12 protein-coding genes are annotated in these 17,123 nt (G+C 60.4%); 8 read left to right on the forward strand and 4 right to left on the reverse strand.

Going from position 1 to position 17,123, the window contains the following annotated elements; all coding sequences use genetic code 11:
• Positions 1-28: 28 nt before the first annotated feature.
• Together JQ572_RS32385 and JQ572_RS32390 are read right to left on the reverse strand one after the other, a co-directional pair.
• Positions 29-214, reverse strand: coding sequence for a hypothetical protein (locus JQ572_RS32385; protein WP_166468951.1), 186 nt, complete (start codon positions 212-214; stop codon positions 29-31).
• A 70-nt stretch (positions 215-284) separates the two neighbouring features.
• Positions 285-1,160, reverse strand: coding sequence for a helix-turn-helix domain-containing protein (locus JQ572_RS32390; protein WP_211386892.1), 876 nt, complete (start codon positions 1,158-1,160; stop codon positions 285-287).
• Between the two features lie 175 nt (positions 1,161-1,335).
• Between JQ572_RS32390 and JQ572_RS32395 the strand changes: the two genes are divergently transcribed.
• The 4 genes from JQ572_RS32395 to JQ572_RS32410 all read left to right on the forward strand — a co-directional run bounded on the left by JQ572_RS32395 (position 1,336) and on the right by JQ572_RS32410 (position 7,750).
• Complete coding sequence (locus JQ572_RS32395; protein WP_162307596.1) at positions 1,336-1,989, forward strand: TetR/AcrR family transcriptional regulator; 654 nt, start codon at positions 1,336-1,338, stop codon at positions 1,987-1,989.
• A gap of 801 nt (positions 1,990-2,790) precedes the next feature.
• Positions 2,791-3,270, forward strand: a complete 480-nt coding sequence (locus JQ572_RS32400; RefSeq protein WP_211386893.1) for a hypothetical protein — start codon at positions 2,791-2,793, stop codon at positions 3,268-3,270.
• 61 nt (positions 3,271-3,331) lie between these two features.
• Positions 3,332-3,682, forward strand: coding sequence for a hypothetical protein (locus JQ572_RS32405; protein WP_211386894.1), 351 nt, complete (start codon positions 3,332-3,334; stop codon positions 3,680-3,682).
• Between the two features lie 336 nt (positions 3,683-4,018).
• On the forward strand, positions 4,019-7,750 hold the full coding sequence (locus JQ572_RS32410; RefSeq protein WP_211386895.1) for a beta strand repeat-containing protein: 3,732 nt from the start codon (positions 4,019-4,021) through the stop codon (positions 7,748-7,750).
• 65 nt (positions 7,751-7,815) lie between these two features.
• On the opposite strand, the gene JQ572_RS32415 is transcribed toward JQ572_RS32410, so the two are convergent.
• Positions 7,816-10,212, reverse strand: a complete 2,397-nt coding sequence (locus tag JQ572_RS32415) for a S8 family serine peptidase (RefSeq protein ID WP_211386896.1) — start codon at positions 10,210-10,212, stop codon at positions 7,816-7,818.
• Between the two features lie 905 nt (positions 10,213-11,117).
• On the opposite strand from JQ572_RS32415, the gene JQ572_RS32420 reads away from it, so the two are divergent.
• The 3 genes from JQ572_RS32420 to JQ572_RS32430 are packed head-to-tail and all read left to right on the forward strand — an operon-like array spanning position 11,118 to position 14,728.
• A complete protein-coding gene (locus JQ572_RS32420; protein ID WP_249129609.1) occupies positions 11,118-12,791 on the forward strand; it encodes a type I secretion system permease/ATPase in 1,674 nt (557 codons plus the stop codon).
• 9 nt (positions 12,792-12,800) lie between these two features.
• Positions 12,801-14,159, forward strand: coding sequence for an HlyD family type I secretion periplasmic adaptor subunit (locus JQ572_RS32425; protein ID WP_211386898.1), 1,359 nt, complete (start codon positions 12,801-12,803; stop codon positions 14,157-14,159).
• A gap of 47 nt (positions 14,160-14,206) precedes the next feature.
• On the forward strand, positions 14,207-14,728 hold the full coding sequence (locus tag JQ572_RS32430; RefSeq protein ID WP_211386899.1) for a hypothetical protein: 522 nt from the start codon (positions 14,207-14,209) through the stop codon (positions 14,726-14,728).
• A gap of 85 nt (positions 14,729-14,813) precedes the next feature.
• On the opposite strand, the gene JQ572_RS32435 is transcribed toward JQ572_RS32430, so the two are convergent.
• The gene (locus JQ572_RS32435) at positions 14,814-15,407 is read right to left on the reverse strand and encodes a hypothetical protein (RefSeq protein ID WP_433996209.1); all 594 of its coding nucleotides are present in this window, start codon (positions 15,405-15,407) and stop codon (positions 14,814-14,816) included.
• Positions 15,408-15,917: 510 nt separating this feature from the next.
• Here JQ572_RS32435 and JQ572_RS32440 point away from each other — a divergent pair.
• Positions 15,918-16,292, forward strand: coding sequence for a helix-turn-helix domain-containing protein (locus JQ572_RS32440; protein ID WP_211386900.1), 375 nt, complete (start codon positions 15,918-15,920; stop codon positions 16,290-16,292).
• The last annotated feature ends 831 nt before the right edge of the window (positions 16,293-17,123 follow it).

Below are 17,123 nucleotides of genomic sequence, written 5' to 3' on the forward strand. Positions count from 1 at the left end.
TCGGTTCGGGGTCTCGGGTTGCGGAAGATCAGGCCACCTTGAACTGGCGACGCGCGTTGTCGGTCGGGGAATGACGAACGGGCGTCGACGCCGAGGTGGAGGCTGGCGATGCGCTCGTCCGCCCGTCTTGCTGGTCTTCAGCGCCGCAACGATCGAACCTCGGATTCCCGATCCATGCGGCGTTCGGGTGCTGCATCCAGGCGTCGATGATCATTCTAAGGAGCTCGCGTCTGACGGTGTCGAGGTCGAGGCCTACGACCGGTCAGCGCGAAAGGCGGACCTGCTCAACCGGCTTCGGTCGTGGTCTCAAGTGGCCACACCGCCATCATTAGGCGCGTGGATCGGCCGGCGTCTTGAAGAAATCGGACAGCCTGCGCGCGGGGCCTGCACCAGGCCTGCCGGAACGCGCCGGGAGTGACGCCGGCGTGTCGCCGAAACTCTCTGGTCAGATGAGCCTGGTCGGAGAATCCGAGATCGGAGGCGATCGCCGACAGACCGTCGCCTCCCGCCGCGATTTCGTAGACCGATCGGCGGAACCGCTGCATGGCGAGAAAACGCTTCGGCGGGCAGCCCGTCGATGTTCTCACTCGCCTCTGCAGCGTCCGGACCGATCTGCCTACGCGGTGCGCCAGGTCCCTGACGCGGCCGTGCGGCGTATCCAGGGGGGCGCCGCCCGCAATCGATCCGTGCCTTGGTTGCCGCGAAAGTGCGAGCAGGGTCCGATCCATGGTGTCGAGGATGTCGAAGCACGATGGACCCTCCCGGACGAGGCGCGCGAGCGCATCGCGACAGGCGACGATCGCCGGATCGTCGACGCTCGGTGAACCGGACCAATTCGGCTTGAACTTGACGCCCACGATCCAGCCTACGAACGCTCTGCCTTTTCTTCGGTGATCGAGGCTGGGCTCGCTGAAAACTACTCTGCCGCCTGGACCGTCCTCCCGAAATACGAAGGTGATCTCCTTGAGCGGGGAAGCGAACGACATGCGGCTTTCGGTCAGCCGTCCCCGGTCCTTCAGGATGTAGATCGAGTCGACGCAGCCGGCTTGATCGTCGCGCGGCGCGAACTCGGCGTAGAACGAGGGGAGGGCGAAAACCTGCTCGTTATCTTCGGCGCTCCAGGCCGTCCTCGCTCGCGGATGTGGGTCTTTCGCTGACAAAGTCGAGCTCCAGTGATGCCGGGGCGGCTTCCTTGACGTCATTTAAGTAACACTGTTATATTTCGATAGCAAACGTCTCTGCGCACCGCCCGGTCCGGCACTTGAGCGGCGACAATGGCGCGGAGGTCGGGCATGAGTGCCGCCCGCCATGGCCTCGCGAAACGGAAAACTATCGATGGCGGAAGCTTCCGATCCGAAAATCGAACAGCGCAAAGCCGCCGTGAGCGCTTTCAAGCGCGAACTGATCCGCGAGGCCGCCAAACGCGTTTTCGTCGAAGTCGGCCTGCACAAAACATCGGTGCGGGAGATCGCCAAAGCGGCGGGCTACACGACCGGTGCGATCTACGCCCAATACGCAAGCAAGGAGGAGGTCTACGCCGACATCCTGCGTGAATCCCTGACGAGCATGGCCGAAGCCGTCGAGCAGGCGGCCGCAGCAGCCCGGGTGGGTCGGAAATGTGACGCCGCCTTGCGCGCTTGGTTCGAGTATTTCCGCGAGAGGCCCGCGGAGTACGATCTCGGGTTCTACCTGTACGGCGGTGCCAAGCCCGCAGGTGTCGGCAAGGACCTGAACCGCGAACTCAACGTCCGTCTGAAGCGGGTCTATGCTGCGGTCGCGGACGCGCTCGAGGCCGACGGTCTGGTCGACGCATCCAAAAAAAATGAGGTGGCAGTCGCCGGGGCGTCCTGGATGTTCGGCCTGCTGCTCATGTACAGGACCGGTCGTCTGAAGATCCTGGCAGTGGACGTCGACGTGCTGATCGACGATTGTCTAGCCACGCTCTACCGAGGCACGGCACGCTCCCGGTCCGGACGGTCCCGCGGCTGACCCGCCTCCTTAGCCGGGCTGCATTGATGAATTGATTGGGGGATCAAGTCCGTCCTGATCGAGGCACGCTTGGCATCGACCAACACCCGCCGTGCGTCTGTGGATTGCAGACAAGGCCTCCAAAACCTACCGCATGTCGATACGCCACAGGGGCATTGCCGCCATTCTGACAGCAAGAAATTCTGTAACGATCTCAATGGGCCAAAACTGCCGAAAATGTCAGAACGGCCGCTGAAAACATTACAGCTTTTCGAGACTTCCAAGCTGAATACGAGGGTTCGATTCCCTTCACCCGCTCCAATGTTTCAGTCAGTTGTAGTTCAGCCCGTCCGCACAGTCGCGACTGAGCATTAAGCACCAATGCGAGCGCTTGATTGCGTCCAGCTCATATTCATCAGCTCAGGGATAGATCGCCGCATCAACGGATGCACGGCGTCAACGAGGATGGCGTGGCAATCCGACAGCAACGGGAACTGGCTGACCGGCTTTGCGGCCGGAAGCAGGAAGTCTCGCTCGTCGAAGTCGATCTTGATCTTTTGCTCGGTTGTAACTCAGTAACGATCCGGGAAACGGGGCCTGCTATTTATCGTGGTGCAATGCAAATTGACCGTGCCGTAGCTTTATCCTAGGTCGCTCCTGCCATCGCTGCAAACCGGGAGCGCTCAAGATCAAGGTGGCGCCTGATCTTCGGCGTCGCGGGGGCACGCTATCGCAAGCCGCCATCTGCGGTATACTCACTGAATTGCTGGGCGAAGGTCCGGGCGAACGAACCCCGACCGCATAATTCGGGACATTGGGCTAATGGCGATCAGGATTGCGGCGGTGAGCTCCGCCACCATGACAGATAACAGCAAGGAATTCGTGGTTCAGACCACGGGCAAATACACCGGTGCGCTGGAGCTGAGATTCGCCAGTGACTGTGTCGATGATCTGATCGCAGCACTGACGCGCGCGCGGGGCGGCGTACAGCCCGCGATGCCGAATGGCGGTGGGTCGGCCTTCGCTGCCGAAGCAGTCGCGCCCGGTGCGGACGCGGCGGCGCGGATCGAACCTGGCGCAGCTGACAAGAACAAGCCAAACGAGGTGAGATTCGAAATCCCCCAGAACTGCACGATTTCCGCGGACTCCGGCGGTCGCGGCCTTGTGCTGTTCATCCTCAATCACCGGCTGGACCGGCAGGCCGGATACGCGTTCTCTCCGGACGCGGCGAAGCAATTGGCCGGAGGGCTCACCAAGAGCGCCGAGGCGTTGTTGGCGCAGCAGGCGAGACCCAAAAACTGAACGTCAAGCAGCGGAGCGTTGGCTTCGCTCATCTCCAACTCCATTACTGCAAGAATTTACGATGATAACTAACGCCATCACGCTCAGCGTCCGCCCGAAATGGCCCGAGATCGCCGATCACTATGCGGTCTGGTCGCAAGGCCGCGAGATCGGCAAGATCCGCCACGCGCTCGATGCCGGCGGGCCTGATCACGCGTGGGAGTGGTTCATTCTGATCCCGATGGGCATGCCGGCATGGGCAAGCGGGGCTGCCCGCGACAGGGATGCGGCGATCAGGGCCTTCAGCGCGGCTTGGGGACGGCTGCTGAAGGAAACGCAACCGGAGCGGTTGCAAAGAGCATGGGAGCTTGGCCGGGCGGCGCAACTGCGGGCCGCGACACCACAGCCTGCGCGGTCCCCGGCCGGCAGTTGAGAGCGGGACCGTTCACATCCTCATCGTACGGTCGAAGCCATTGATCCACCTGCGGAAAGCGACCTTTTGCCAGATTTTCCCGATCGCGCGACTTCTTGGTTGGAAGGCAAGCTCTCTATAAACATTGCATTAATTGTAAATAATTGCTTAAAGTTCCCTGTTTGGCTCGTTTAGGGCAGGGGCCGTTTTGATTAATTCTTGTACCCGGAGGTTTGCGTAGGCCGGCACGCGTGGCGCGTGAGCCGGCCTTTTTGTTGCGCAACCAAAGGTGGCATTTTGGCCTCTTCCTGCGAAGCCCTGGAATTTTTTTGCGAGTTTTTTTGGAGAGTTTAAGTCATGGCAACATTCAAATACGATCCGGCGACGGGGACGTACATTCTTGTCGATGACTCTCAGTTGATCTTCGACCCGACACTTGCGGCCATTTCCATCAGCACCGACCAGGCCGACTACGCACCGGGCTCGACCGCCTATTTCACCGCAAATGTCGGCGTCGGCGACGCTGTCACCTTTGAAGTTACCGACGTGGGTGGCAACGCCGTGTCCGGCACGAATATGCCGTGGACGATTACAGACGGCGGCGCCGGCGATCTTGACAACGTTGCAAACGGCGTCGTTCAGACGGCCTGGAATGTCGGCTTGGACGCGGCCGGGGAGTCCTTCGTGCTCAGCGCGATCGACCAGACCGCGGGTCTGATGGCCACAACCGCGTTTACCGATTCCAGCGGCACCGCGACGACAAATATTTCCTACCAGGTCCAGGTCGACCTCTCGACCGTAGGCTCGACTGCCCTGGTCAATCAGGCAACCATTGAACAAATTCCGGTCGGCTCAACCGGTTCTTCCGGCACCGGCCAGTTCCCGGCGTTCTTGCGGATACACAATCCCGGCAACGATCACACTGAACAGGGCTACAACACCGACGGCGACACGAATCCGAGCACTGGCGCGCAGAATTTTCAGTTCGATCAGGTTGCCGGCAATTTTACGCACTCGGTCCAATTGGGCTCGATGGCGATCGTCACCGTCGACGGGACGGACTACAGGGAGTTCCGGCTGGATCTGGGCGAGAACGTCAACAATCTGATCTCGCTGGATGTTCTGAAGCTCTATGATTCAAACAATCCGGCACTCACCAGCTATGACCCGATAGGCGCTCTTGGTGGCACCGATACCGGCTTTGGTGCGGCGGCGACGCTGATCTGGAACATGGATGCAGGTGCAGGAGGGGATGTCTCGCTCAAGCTGAACGACCTCTCGTCGGGCAATGGTCATCCGGACTACAGCTTTCTCATCCCGAACTCCTTCTTCGTCGGCCTCAGCAACAGCTCCTATATCTACCTGTATTCGGTCTTCGGTGGCGTGAGCGGCGAGCGGGTCGACGGCACTTTCGAGGAGTGGTCGTACCGGGCGTCGGGCAACGTCGAGCCTCCGCCCACCCCGCATGCGACCGTTTCCATCACCAAGGACACTGTCTGTCCAGAGGAAGGGCAGAGCGTCGCGGGCAAGACCTTGCTCACCGGTGAAGACGTTAAGTGGACTTATGCAATCACGAATACCGGAACGGTGGGCCTGAACAACGTCGTTGTCACGGATGACAGCGGGACGCCCGGCAACGCGCTCGATGATTTTGCGGCGACCGGTGTCAGCGTGACTTTCAACAGCCAGCAGTACAACGTTGGTGACCTGAATCATAACGGCATCTTGGATGCCGACAATCTCATCACCACGGATGTCAACGAAGCCGAGACCTGGCAGTACTTTGCGACAGGGACGACGGTTCACGGCACCTACTCGAACATAGCGACTGTCACAACGAGCGCGACGGGTTACGACCCGGCCAATCCGCCCGCCGATCTGAATCCAACCGCATTCGATGTCAGCGGTTATACTGGCGTAACCGTGGCGGAAGATTCGGTCACGGTTAAGAAGGAAGTGTCGGTCGACGGCGGCGCGACCTGGTACGACGCGAACGATCCGACCGGTCCGACGCTGATCGCGGGTCATGATGATCCGCAGTATCGATTCACGATCACCAACAGCAGCGACGTTGCGCTGGACGTCCACCTGACAGACGCCGAGCTGCAGATTGATCTGACTGTCACGGTTGCGGGCGGCGGTGGCTCCGAACTCGTGGACGCTATCGGGGGCAATGCCATTACGGCTGCCTGGGCCGAGGGGCAGCAGACCAACACGGCGACAGTATCGGCAACCTACACTGACGCGTGCGAAAATCAGGCAACCGCTTCCGGCTCCGACGACGCCAACTACTTCGGCGCGGCGCCGTCGATCACGATCGACAAGAACATCATATGCGCGGACGACAATAGCGTGCTGTCGGCCGACAGCGTCGTTAACCTGCTCAAGGACGGCGATGGTATGGTTGAGTACCAGATTGTCGTTACCAACAACGGTAACGTCGATCTGGCAGGGCCGACAGTGACTGACACCAAGCTGACGTTGGGTAGCCCGACGGAGTCGATCTCCGCCGACGGGATACTGGAGGTGGGCGAGACCTGGACCTACACGGTGACAGCCGCATGGCTTGCTGGCGGACCCAACACGAACACGGCTAACGCCACCGATAGTTTCACGGACAGCGCCGGCAATACCGCAAATCTGGATGAAAGCGATTCCGCCATCTACTTCGGGCTCGATCCACACATCACGTTGGACAAGAAGACGAACGGTGCCGATTCCGCTACCGTCCTGGTCGGGCAGGCGATCACCTGGACCTACGCGGTCACAAACGACGGCAACGTTGGGCTGACCGGTGTCGGAGTTTCCGACAACAACGGCACGACCGGCACGACAGCCGACGATTTTGCAGCGGCCACGTTGTTCGGATCCAGCTCGGATCTTCTTGGGTCGGATACCACTCACAACATCGGCGACCTCGACAATGACAACGTGCTCGATGTCGGCGAGACCTGGCAATTCACGGCTACCGGAATCGCGGGGTCGACTGCCTACACCAACATCGGCACCGCCACGACCGATGCGGTCTCAGACGATTGCGGGGATTCGACGACGCCCACCGCAACCGATACCAGCAGCTATACGCCGATCGGTGTGACCTTGGCCGGCTTGACCAAAGGCTATTGGTCGACACATCTTACGTTGTGGGATGCGTCGTCCGGCAACGAAAAAGGCTCCGGCGCGGAGATCAACCTCACTCCGAAGTACGATTGGGACCACGATACAAAGATCGGCTTGAACGATCTCAGCACGCTTACGACGAGCGGCCCCGCGAGCAGTCTTGGCCTCGTTAAGGGTGCAAATAACGGAGGTGGCGACTCCGGGCTTCTGATGGGCGACCTGAACCATGACGGTTGTGTCGGCGGTGACGGATCGTCAGATCACCTGTTCTTCGATCTCGCCTCCGCGCAGATACTTGCCAACAGCTCCGTCTCTGGCGATGCCCGCATCATACTGGCAAGTCAGGCGGTCGCGGCGCAGCTCAACGAGTACAATGACTACATCTACGATCAGGCGCACGGCGGCCCTGCATCAGGCTTTGATGCATCGCCCACCGGCCTGATCGAAGAGGCCGTGGCGTGGATGAAGGGGTTGGGGCCCTTTAGCAACGGCGACAGCAAGATCAATTTCTCGGCCGGAAATGATCTGGGTTCGCCCGCAGTTCAGGCCATCATCAACGATGCGGCCGGAGTGGATTATACCTTGAGCGGCAATGCGATCACGTTCAAGAGCACGGCCATGTCCTCAAGCGACGCTTCGTGGTCGAAGCTTGCTTCGACCGGCTTCTCCTACAAATCAGATTACATCGCCGCCAACACGGACAGCAATTCCTTGAACGATGTGATCACCACCGTGTATGCGGACGGCGAGGGGCTGAAGAACGCTCTCGCCGCCTACAACCACGGACTGGACGGGTCGACTGGAGGCTTCGTGATCTCGACAGATGGCAGCCTGATTGGCTGGCAGGACAGCCTGGGCGGCACCGTCTACGACGTTCACGCGAACACGACGGACGCGTTCTGGGGCATTCTGGAAGACCAGAACCTGATCGGCCTGCACCCGATTGCGGGAATTGCCAATCACGCCTAGGCGTGACGGGTTGCCGGAGTCCAACGGAGGCCCCGCGGCGAGTTCGTCGCGGGCCTTTTTCTTCGTTACACGATCAAGCTCCACGATATCGTGCTCTCGTGAAGCAGGCTCGGCGCGATGCCGACGACATCCACGATCGCCTGCGGCGCCGCGCCGTTGTGTGCGTCGAGCACGACGTTGGTGCCGCCCTTTGCATCCGAGATGAAGCTCAACCATCCGTCGCTCAAGGGATTGCTGCCGGCATAACCGATCGAGCTGAGCAGCTGCCCCACGTTGATGCTGTTGTTTCCCGACACCCAGTTCAGGATGGTGTCGGTCGTGCTCGAGAGGGCATTGAATATGAAATTGTCGCTGCTGCCGGTGGCTTGCGCGGCGTAGAGGATGTCGGCCCCCTTGCCGGTGACGATCGTGTTGTTGCCGAGGCCGGCCTGAATCGTGTCGCCGAAATCGTTGGCGATGATCGTGTCGTTGCCGACGCCGGCCCACACGTTCTTGATGATGGAGGTGGAGGCGATCTGAAGCGTCTTGCCTGCGATCGTATCGGTCGCTCCCGGATTGAGATCCAGATAGGAGCCGGTGGTCACGGCCGCGGTGTTGATCTGTGCGGTGCCGCTGGAGTCCGTGAGCACGACACGGTTGCTTCCGGCCATGGTCGCGAATTCGTCGGTGTAGACATAGGTGGTCGGGGTGGTCGGTGCATCGCCCAGTGCCGTCAGCGTCCAGCTGTTCAGCGTGCCGCTGTTGCCGGATACGCTGTCGGTGACCGTCAGGGTCCAGGTGCCCTTGGCATCGTCGCCCCAGAAGCTGTTCGCGGTGGTCTCGAACACGATCCCGCCGCCGGTGCCGCCCGTGGGATGCGAGACGAGTTTAGCGCTCATGCCGTCGGGCCCGGTCAGGGTGACCGTGAGGTCGCTGGGGCTCGCATGCGTGATGTTGAGATCGATCACCATCTTCTCGACCTCGAGCGACGAGGCAAAGGTGATCTGGCTGCTCACGCTTCCGGTGCCATCCGGAATCGCGGCGTTGTCGCCGTGAGTTGCCGATTCCGTCGACATGTCGGCGTAGGTCTTCTGATAGCGCCAGCTTTCCGCGAGCCGAACTGCCGCCGTCGCGTCGACCAGCCCGAAACCGTAGTCCTCGCTGTAGTGCAGGCCGCCGCCGTTCCAGTCGTGGGCACCGTTGACGTGCCAGCTGGCGTTGGTCGGGTCGGTCTCTTTGGAGGAATAGGCCAGGATGTCCTGAATGTCGCGAAATCCCAGGTTGGGATTGGCTTGCAGCATCAGGGCGATGACGCCGGAGACGGCCGGCGCCGAATAGGACGTGCCGGAGATCGAGATGTAGTCGCCAGTGGTGTTGTAGCCGGCGCTGCCGACCCGGTCATCGGTGTACGCGCCGCCCGGGGCGGAAACAAGAAGCGCCGCGCCCGGCGTGCTGAAGGTCGCGACGTGTCCGGTGGGATCGACGCCGGCAACCACGATGACATAGGGGTCATTCTGGTAGTTGTGATAGTTGACGTTGTCGCCCGATCCCCGGCCGTTGCCGGCTGCGAAGACGACGCTGGTGCCGAGACCCCCGCGACCGTACATGACCACGTTGAGGATGGCCGTCTTGGACGAGGCGAACGCAGAGGAGAAGAAATTGTCCGAGTAGGCGGTCGAATAACCCCAACTCGCGTTGACGACATCCATACCGCTCGAGAGCGTGTGATTGAGGGCATCGGTAATCTGGCCCGGGCCGCCGCCGGTGCCGTAGCTGATACGGAAGCCGGCGATCCCGGCATTGTAAGCCACGCCGACAGTGCCGCTGCCGTCGCGCGCGGCTCCGATCACGCCGGCAACTGTCGTTCCATGATTGTCGGTAGACGTGCCGTAGGCATCGCTCCCGCCATTGGTCGCGTCGTAGTCCAGAGCGAAGAGATAGTGCGGATTAAGATCGGTGTTGTTGTAGTCGATGCCGTCGTCGATGACGCCGACCTTGACGCCCAGACCCGTATAGTTCTGCCAGGCCTTGGCGACATTGATGCCGCCGGTGCTGCTGGTCAGATTCCATTCCTTGTAGAAATATGTGTCGCTTGGCAGCGCGCTGTTGCCGGTGGGTGGGTTCAGAGTCGGCGACATCATCGTTACCGCCGCAAAGCTGGTCGTCGTGGTGCCCTGGCCGGCGGTCGTGCCGGTGCCTGTTGTGCCGCTTCCGCCCGTCGTTCCGGTGCCGGCGGTGCTACCATTCGTCGTTCCGCCGCCGGTGGTGCCGCCACCCTTTTTCCCGGCGAAGCTCTCCGGTGCGCCTGCGTCTGAAGTCGAAATCTCCATTTCGACGCCGCGGTCCCCTGCGTGGGCCGCCGGTGTGTCCATCGATCCGACGTTTGCCGAGGCGATGTTCAGTCCGACGAATTCCCATTCCAGAGCATTTGTATTCGCTTCAGAGAAATTCCCGTACTGATCATTCACGCCCCGCTTCGCCATTGAGTCTCCTTGCATGTGCGACGGAAGAAAACGCGCGTCATGTCGCGCGTTGGTGCGGAGAGCGGACGACGGAGCAAATTAAAGGTGGGTAAATTCAGCGGTTAAACTGGGATCATCGGTTCCGGAGCGCTGACCGCCGTGGTCCAAGTTTCGCAATTTCTTTAAGGGCGCATAAATCGAATTTATGCCCGTTACGATCGTCGCCTTTGTGCGGTAAAACTGTGCTGGATTTGACTTGATTTCGCTTCTGACGGAGCGTCGTTTCCCCACACCCGATGATAAGTGGAGCGGGCACCGATCCGATGATCCCGGCAATCGAGCGCGTGGGCTGCGAGGTCCGAGGTGCCGCCCGGGCATGCCGCAGTCTCCCCGGGGGAGCGCGCGAAGGAAGCCGCTAAAATCGTCTGACGGAGCCCGAGACGTCGGCTTCACCTGTACCCGCCCCGGCCTCCTTTCTGCGCACGCGCGGTCGCGGGTGCCGGCCGGCACCCGGCCTTCCCTGCACCCTTTCTTCCGAGACGGGGGTTTAGGGGCAATCTCGGGCATGGTGCGCCGCGAGAATGCCAACCCATGTCCGCCGTTTGGGCGCCCGCTTGGCTTGCGCGAGCGCTTGCCGCTTTAATGTGACCGGGAGCGAATTTAAGTGCGCCTCAGTCGAGCTAAATACCGTAAATGAGCGGCAGGCCGTAACTCTACGGGCGACTTTAACTTTCAGCGAGGATTGATTTCGCGGGGCGTGACAGCTGTGCTAAACATTGTCTTGCATTAGGCAGGAATTGTAGCTGTTGCCAGAAGTCGTTAATTCGGCCGGGCGTTGTCGCGCCGGCATAAGTTTTGATTAGAGGGGCGGAAATCCGCCGGATCGTGTGAGTGCGCCTTTCAAAAGGCCGGACGAACTCCGGCGCTTGCTGCAGACATGCCAGGGTTACTTCCTTACGGCGGGCATCTTCAGCCTTGCGATTAACCTGCTGTATCTCGCCGGCCCGCTCTACATGCTGCAGGTTTATGACCGTGTGATCTCGAGTGCGAGCGAGATCACGTTGTTGATGCTGACGATAGCGTTGCTCCTTGCGTTCCTTGCGCTTGCCGGGCTGGACGCGGTTCGTGCACGGGTCCTGACCCGCGCCAGCATACGCCTTGACCAGAAGATCGCCTCGCGGGTGATGACGGCAATCATCGATCGGTCGGCCGGCGCGAACGGCGCCCGCAGCCAGGCGCTCCGCGATTTCGATACATTCCGTCAATTCGTGACCGGGACGGGCATCCACGCCGTCTTCGATCTGCCGTGGGCTCCCATCTACATCGCGGTGATCTTCGCGCTGCATCCTTTTCTGGGGGCGTTTTCCCTGGCATGTTCGGTCATCCTGGTGCTGATGGCGCTGCTCAGTGAGTGGCTGGTGAAGTTGCCGCTCACGGAATCGAACGAAGCGGCCGCACGCAGCTACGGCTTCACCGAAATGAGCCTGCGCAACACGGAAGTGGTGCGCGCCATGGGCATGACCGGAGGCCTGTTACGCCGCTGGAGCCGCGATCGCGACCGGATGCTCGAGCGTCAAGTCGCAGCAAGCGACCGTGCCGCCGTGATCCAGAGCCTGATCCGTTTTCTACGGCTCGCCATGCAATCGCTGATCCTCGGCCTGGGAGCCTATCTCGTCATCGAGCGGATGGCGACGGTTGGTTCGATGTTTGCCGCCAGTATTCTGCTCGGTCGTGCACTACAGCCGGTCGAGCAGATCGTCGGCTCCTGGCGTGGCCTCGTATCAGCGCGCGGTGCGTATTTGCGCATTCGCGAACTGCTTGCGGCTCATCCCATTCCAGATACCGGTCTGACACTGCCGAAGCCGAAGGGACGCCTTTCGGTCGAGGCGCTCACCTTTGTCCCTCCCGGCGGCTCTAAGCCGATCTTGCGCGGCGTCACCTTTGCGATCGAAGCGGGAGAGGTCCTCGGGGTCATCGGGCCGTCCGGAGCGGGAAAATCGACCTTGTCACGTCACCTTGTCGGCGTCGCCATGCCTTCGGCCGGCGCCGTGCGACTGGACGGCGCCGATGTCTCCACCTGGGTCAAGCGGGCGATCGGAGACCATGTCGGCTACCTGCCACAGGATATCGAGCTGTTTTCCGATACGATCGCCGCGAACATCGGACGCTTCGAGGAAGGCAGCGACAGGGAGGTCATCCTCGCCGCGCAACTCGCGGGCGTACATGAAATGATCCTGAGGCTTCCGAACGGTTATGACACCCAGGTGGGAGAAGGCGGCGCCATTCTGTCCGGCGGCTTCCGCCAGCGAATTGGTCTGGCCCGCGCTGTCTATGGCAGTCCCAGCCTTGTCGTGCTCGATGAGCCCAGTTCGAACCTCGACGCCGAAGGGGACGTCGCGCTTGCAGATTGCGTTGTGCAATTGAAAAAGCGCGGAACGACCGTCGTCATCGTCTCGCATCGTCCGGCGACGATCGGCGTCGTGGACAAGATCCTCGTCCTCAGAGAGGGCGTCGCCGAAATGTTCGGGCCACGTGCAGAGATCATGTCACGCCTGACTCGCCCCGTGCCTGTGCACGCGGTGCAAAGCTCCAGCGGTTAGGCACGAGGCATGGCCATTCTAGAACAGACGCCCAGGAGTCTTGCAGCTGTCCGCGGCCGGACGGGTCGCGCCGGCGGACCGCCAAGCGACTCCATTAAAAACATCGCGCTCGCAGGCTGGGTTATCATCGCAATCTTCTTTGGCGGAATCGGCGCATGGGCTGTCACGGCTCCGCTCAACGGTGCGGTGGTGGCGAACGCAGTTGTCAAGGTGGATGGCAATCGCAAGAGCGTACAGCACCTCGACGGCGGTATAGTCAAGGAATTGCGTGTCAGGGAGGGCGACAAGGTCCGCGCTGGCGATGTCCTGATCGTGCTGGACGAGACCCAGGCGCGCGCGGAATACGAGGTTCTGACCCAGCAATGGGTTGTGCTCCGCGCGACGGAGGTTCGTCTACTGACGGAACTCGACCATGGCTCCGAGCTCAAGATGCCGTCAGATCTGAAGGCGCACTCCGATGACCCCTATCTCAAGAGTGTATGGAGCGGACAGGTCAGCCAGTTCGAAAGCCGCCGGGCGGCCCTGGATGGGCAGCGCAGCGTCATCCGGGAGAAAATCAATCAGCTCGGATCGCAGATCGTCGGCGCCGGGGCGCAAGTCAAGGCATTTACGGATCAGATAAACTCCGTCCACAGCGAGGCGAAAGATATCGCGCCTCTGGTTGAACGTGGACTGATTGCACGCCCGCGTATTATGCAACTGGAGCGCTCCGCCTATGGCCTGGAAGGTCAGATCGCAGATGCAAACGCCAACATGGCCAAGGCGCGTCAGGCGATCGCCGAGCAAGAACAGCAAACGGCGCAGCTCGACAACGATCGTATGACCGACGTGACAAAGGACCTGCGCGACACACAGGCAAAGATTTTGGAGGTCATACCAAAGGCCGTGAACGCAAAGGCGGTTCTTGGCCGCATGGAGATCCGCGCTCCCTATAGTGGGCAGGTGGTCGGACTTAACGTCTTTTCCGTCGGCGGCGTCATTCAACGTGGCGACAAGATCCTGGACATCGTCCCGGAACTGGATGGGTTGACGATCGAGGCGCAGGTGGCGGTCGAGGACATCAGCGACGTGCATCCAAACGCGCGCGCCGAGGTTCATCTTACGGCCTACAAGCAACGCATCGTGCCGATCATTCACGGCGACGTCGTTCAGATCTCGGCAGATCGTCTGACCGATCCCAAGACCAACAACCCGTATTATACGGCCTTCGTACGAATCGATCAGGATGAGCTTGCGGGCATGCCGAACATAAGACTTTATCCGGGCATGCCTGCGACCGTTATGATCCCGACTGTGCAGCGCACCGCATTTGAATATCTGGTCGGCCCGCTAATTATGTCGTTCAATCACTCGTTTCGTCAGAAGTAAAGGCCGTCGGCCTTGTTCAACGCATGTGCTCCGACAGCTGTGAGGCAATGAACAATGCACCGAGCGGTAATGGCTCCGGCAGCATTGCTCTGCTGATGCAGTATGTGGTCGTTACTCTTCTTTTGAATGTGCTTGCAGGCTGCGGGGGAACCCGACAGGCGCTCGAAACTGAAAGCGAAGACGCGTCAATCAACCTGACGGAGGCGCTTGCAGATTGCCGCAACGCTTTTCCCGATCAGATTGCGCAGGCCGTGCCGCGCGCCGAATGCATCGTGAAAGCAACGGAGCTTTCGGTCCGGCCGGGCTTGCGGTTTCCGGAACTGCTCGACCGTGAAAACGCCTTGCGCAAGGCGCTGGCCGTTCAAGTCCAGGCTGGCAAGGTCTCGCTGCTTGAACGAAATGACCAGATTGCAAAGGCCCACATGGCCATCGTCTCGGAGGAAGCGGAGAGGCTGAAAGCAGCGCCGTCGGACGGGCAGGGGAAAGGCCCGATAGCCGTCGTGCAATGGCGGGGATCCAATTCGAACGCGTGCGCCGGGCTCGGGGGTAATTCTCCGAATTGCTATTGAGGTCGCCTGGAGGTTGTGTGGCGTTGCCACGATCCCGGCGCAAGGCGTGATCGCGAAATCATGCTTTTCCGCATCGCCGCAAGGTTCATTTGAAAGGGTCATCAATCGATTTGCTTGATTGCCTCACGCGCCGGACGCCGACGGGCGAGCCGTCCGAGACGAACTGCAGCTCATAACTCCGTCCTCGAGAGTCTGTTGCGGTGCAGTTGACGCTGGAGACCCGCCGCGCGGCGAAGTTGCCGAACTGGCGGCAAACACCGGTCGATACCTCTTCCGAAGGCACCGGGAGGCCATGGATTTTCGGCCGGTCCTTGGAATTCAGAAGCATCCGGTCGATCGGAAGCTCGTAGGAGTTGTCGTCGAAGCGCTTTCCGTTCTCGCCGGAGAAGGACACGACGTGGGCGTCGTCCGTTGAATCCTCGAGAGCTACCGCGAAACTGACGCGTCCGGCTTCACTGTGTGCGTAGGCAACAGCCTTGCAGCCGTAGTCACGACCCGCGATCTTGAGGGTGGTGCACTTGCCGGACATGAGGGCAAGAATGTCGATCATAGGCTGATGACGCTCGACGCGCCTGGTGGTGGGGGCGTCAGAACGCTGCTCGGCGGCTGGCCGGTCCCCCGGAGCCTGAGCGAGGCATGGAGCTGTCAGTAACACTGACGATACCCCGGTCACCAACAGCCGGGCGCCCGACCGGAGCAGAAAGCGCGAAAAACTGTTCAACCCAAACCCCGCTGCCGGGGCGAGAGCGGCAGGGGAGAAAAGTCCCGTCCGGTCATGCTCTTACCCTGCTTGTCCCACCCGCATGGTGCCATTCTCGCGATCATCGATCAATCGCAATAGAGCCGGGCGAGGCTGCCTCGCCTGTTTACTTGGTCCGGTCAATGCATTACGGCGTCCGCACCGGCCGGCCGCTGCCGTTAGAGCCGGCGGGCCCGTTAATCGCTAACTACCCTGTCACACCGACGTTGATCCCTGGATTAGGAACGCGTTTCGTTGAGCGATATTGGTTGTGTACGTCGCTGGCTTGAGCCTTGCATGCTCGTCCGGCTGGTTGGCTAATCTGTGAGGGGCTGCACTGGGCTGCGCCGGTTTCCGGGTCAATTATTGACGGGAATCGAATAAAAATCCTAATCTTGCCTACTTCTGGTCGCCAACGCTGACCCCTACACATAAAAATGGAATTTACCCGTGCCTAAAATCAAGAACAAATTGGTTGCCAGCTTTGGTTCGCGCTTGAAACAGCTGCGAGAAGATCGGTCGATGACCATCACAGAGCTGGCCAGACGGATCGACGTGACGCCACCCGCCATCTGGCACTGGGAGAAGCGGGGCAGGGTTCCGAAGCCCGCTACGATAAAGGCTGTGGCAAAGGTGCTCAACGTCAGCTCTGAGTTTCTTGAAAACGGTGTCCACCTCGTGAGTGAGCAGGATCAGGGCCCGTCCGACAGTCCCTTGATGCGGATCGATCAGATGAGCCTCGAAAAACTGATCCGCGCCATCGAGGCAAAAGGTTTCCATGTCCAGATCTCTTCGACCGGAGATCGCGAAAGTAGCGCGGAATAGGGTCGGCGTAATACCCCGTATCGACGAGCAACCGTTGCCCCAAGCCTCGGGATGAACTGCGCGATCCTACCGGGCGCTCGAGCGGCGCGGGTTGAACCATGGGCGGCCGCACCGCGTAACTCTTGCGTGGGTGTCGAGACCAGCGCCGCTAATGCGGATGCAATCATAGCGGGTTCCTCTCTTGCGCCTTGCGCTTCTGGCAGCGGTCCCGGCCATGCTGATGGGGATACCGCGTTTGTGGAGGCCCACTTTCAGGTTGCCGTATGCCCAAGCACAGACACGCAACCATCTTCGATGACGAGGTGGTGACGCCGCTCGCGACAGGGCGATCTTCGGCACAGTAGTCTCGCTGCGCGATTGGGCTTCAAACGCCGTTCCGGGCTTGAGATCGAGCAATCGCAAAATAGGCTGCAATTCGACAATGCCACTAAATAACGCACACACTCGTTTCGTGGTATCGGCCATGTTTTACAACTATTGATATCGTGCCGCTGCGAATAGTAACGCGTTTCAAATCGCGGATGCTCACGACTTTAAACACGGCTAGAACGAGTCCATGCTGTTGAGAACACACGATTACTGAGTGGAAAAGAGCCGTATTTTCAACGCGCGGGCAGCGCACTCCCGCTGACCGCGGAGTAAACTCATAGGAGCCGATCTCGCAAATAACCGATGATCGCTGAAGGGGCCAAAACGCTTGTGGGCGGTCTGCGGCCGTGTCATAATTTCGCAGTTAAGGTCGATTTAAGGTACCATAAAATTTATTTACGCCGCCAACTCGTCGTTCGAAGGAGGCGCTGCAATGAACAAAGACTTTAGCACCTTAGAGGG

The organism is Bradyrhizobium sp. SZCCT0153, assembly GCF_018129995.1.
GTDB classification, from domain to species: Bacteria; Pseudomonadota; Alphaproteobacteria; order Rhizobiales; family Xanthobacteraceae; genus Bradyrhizobium; species Bradyrhizobium japonicum_G.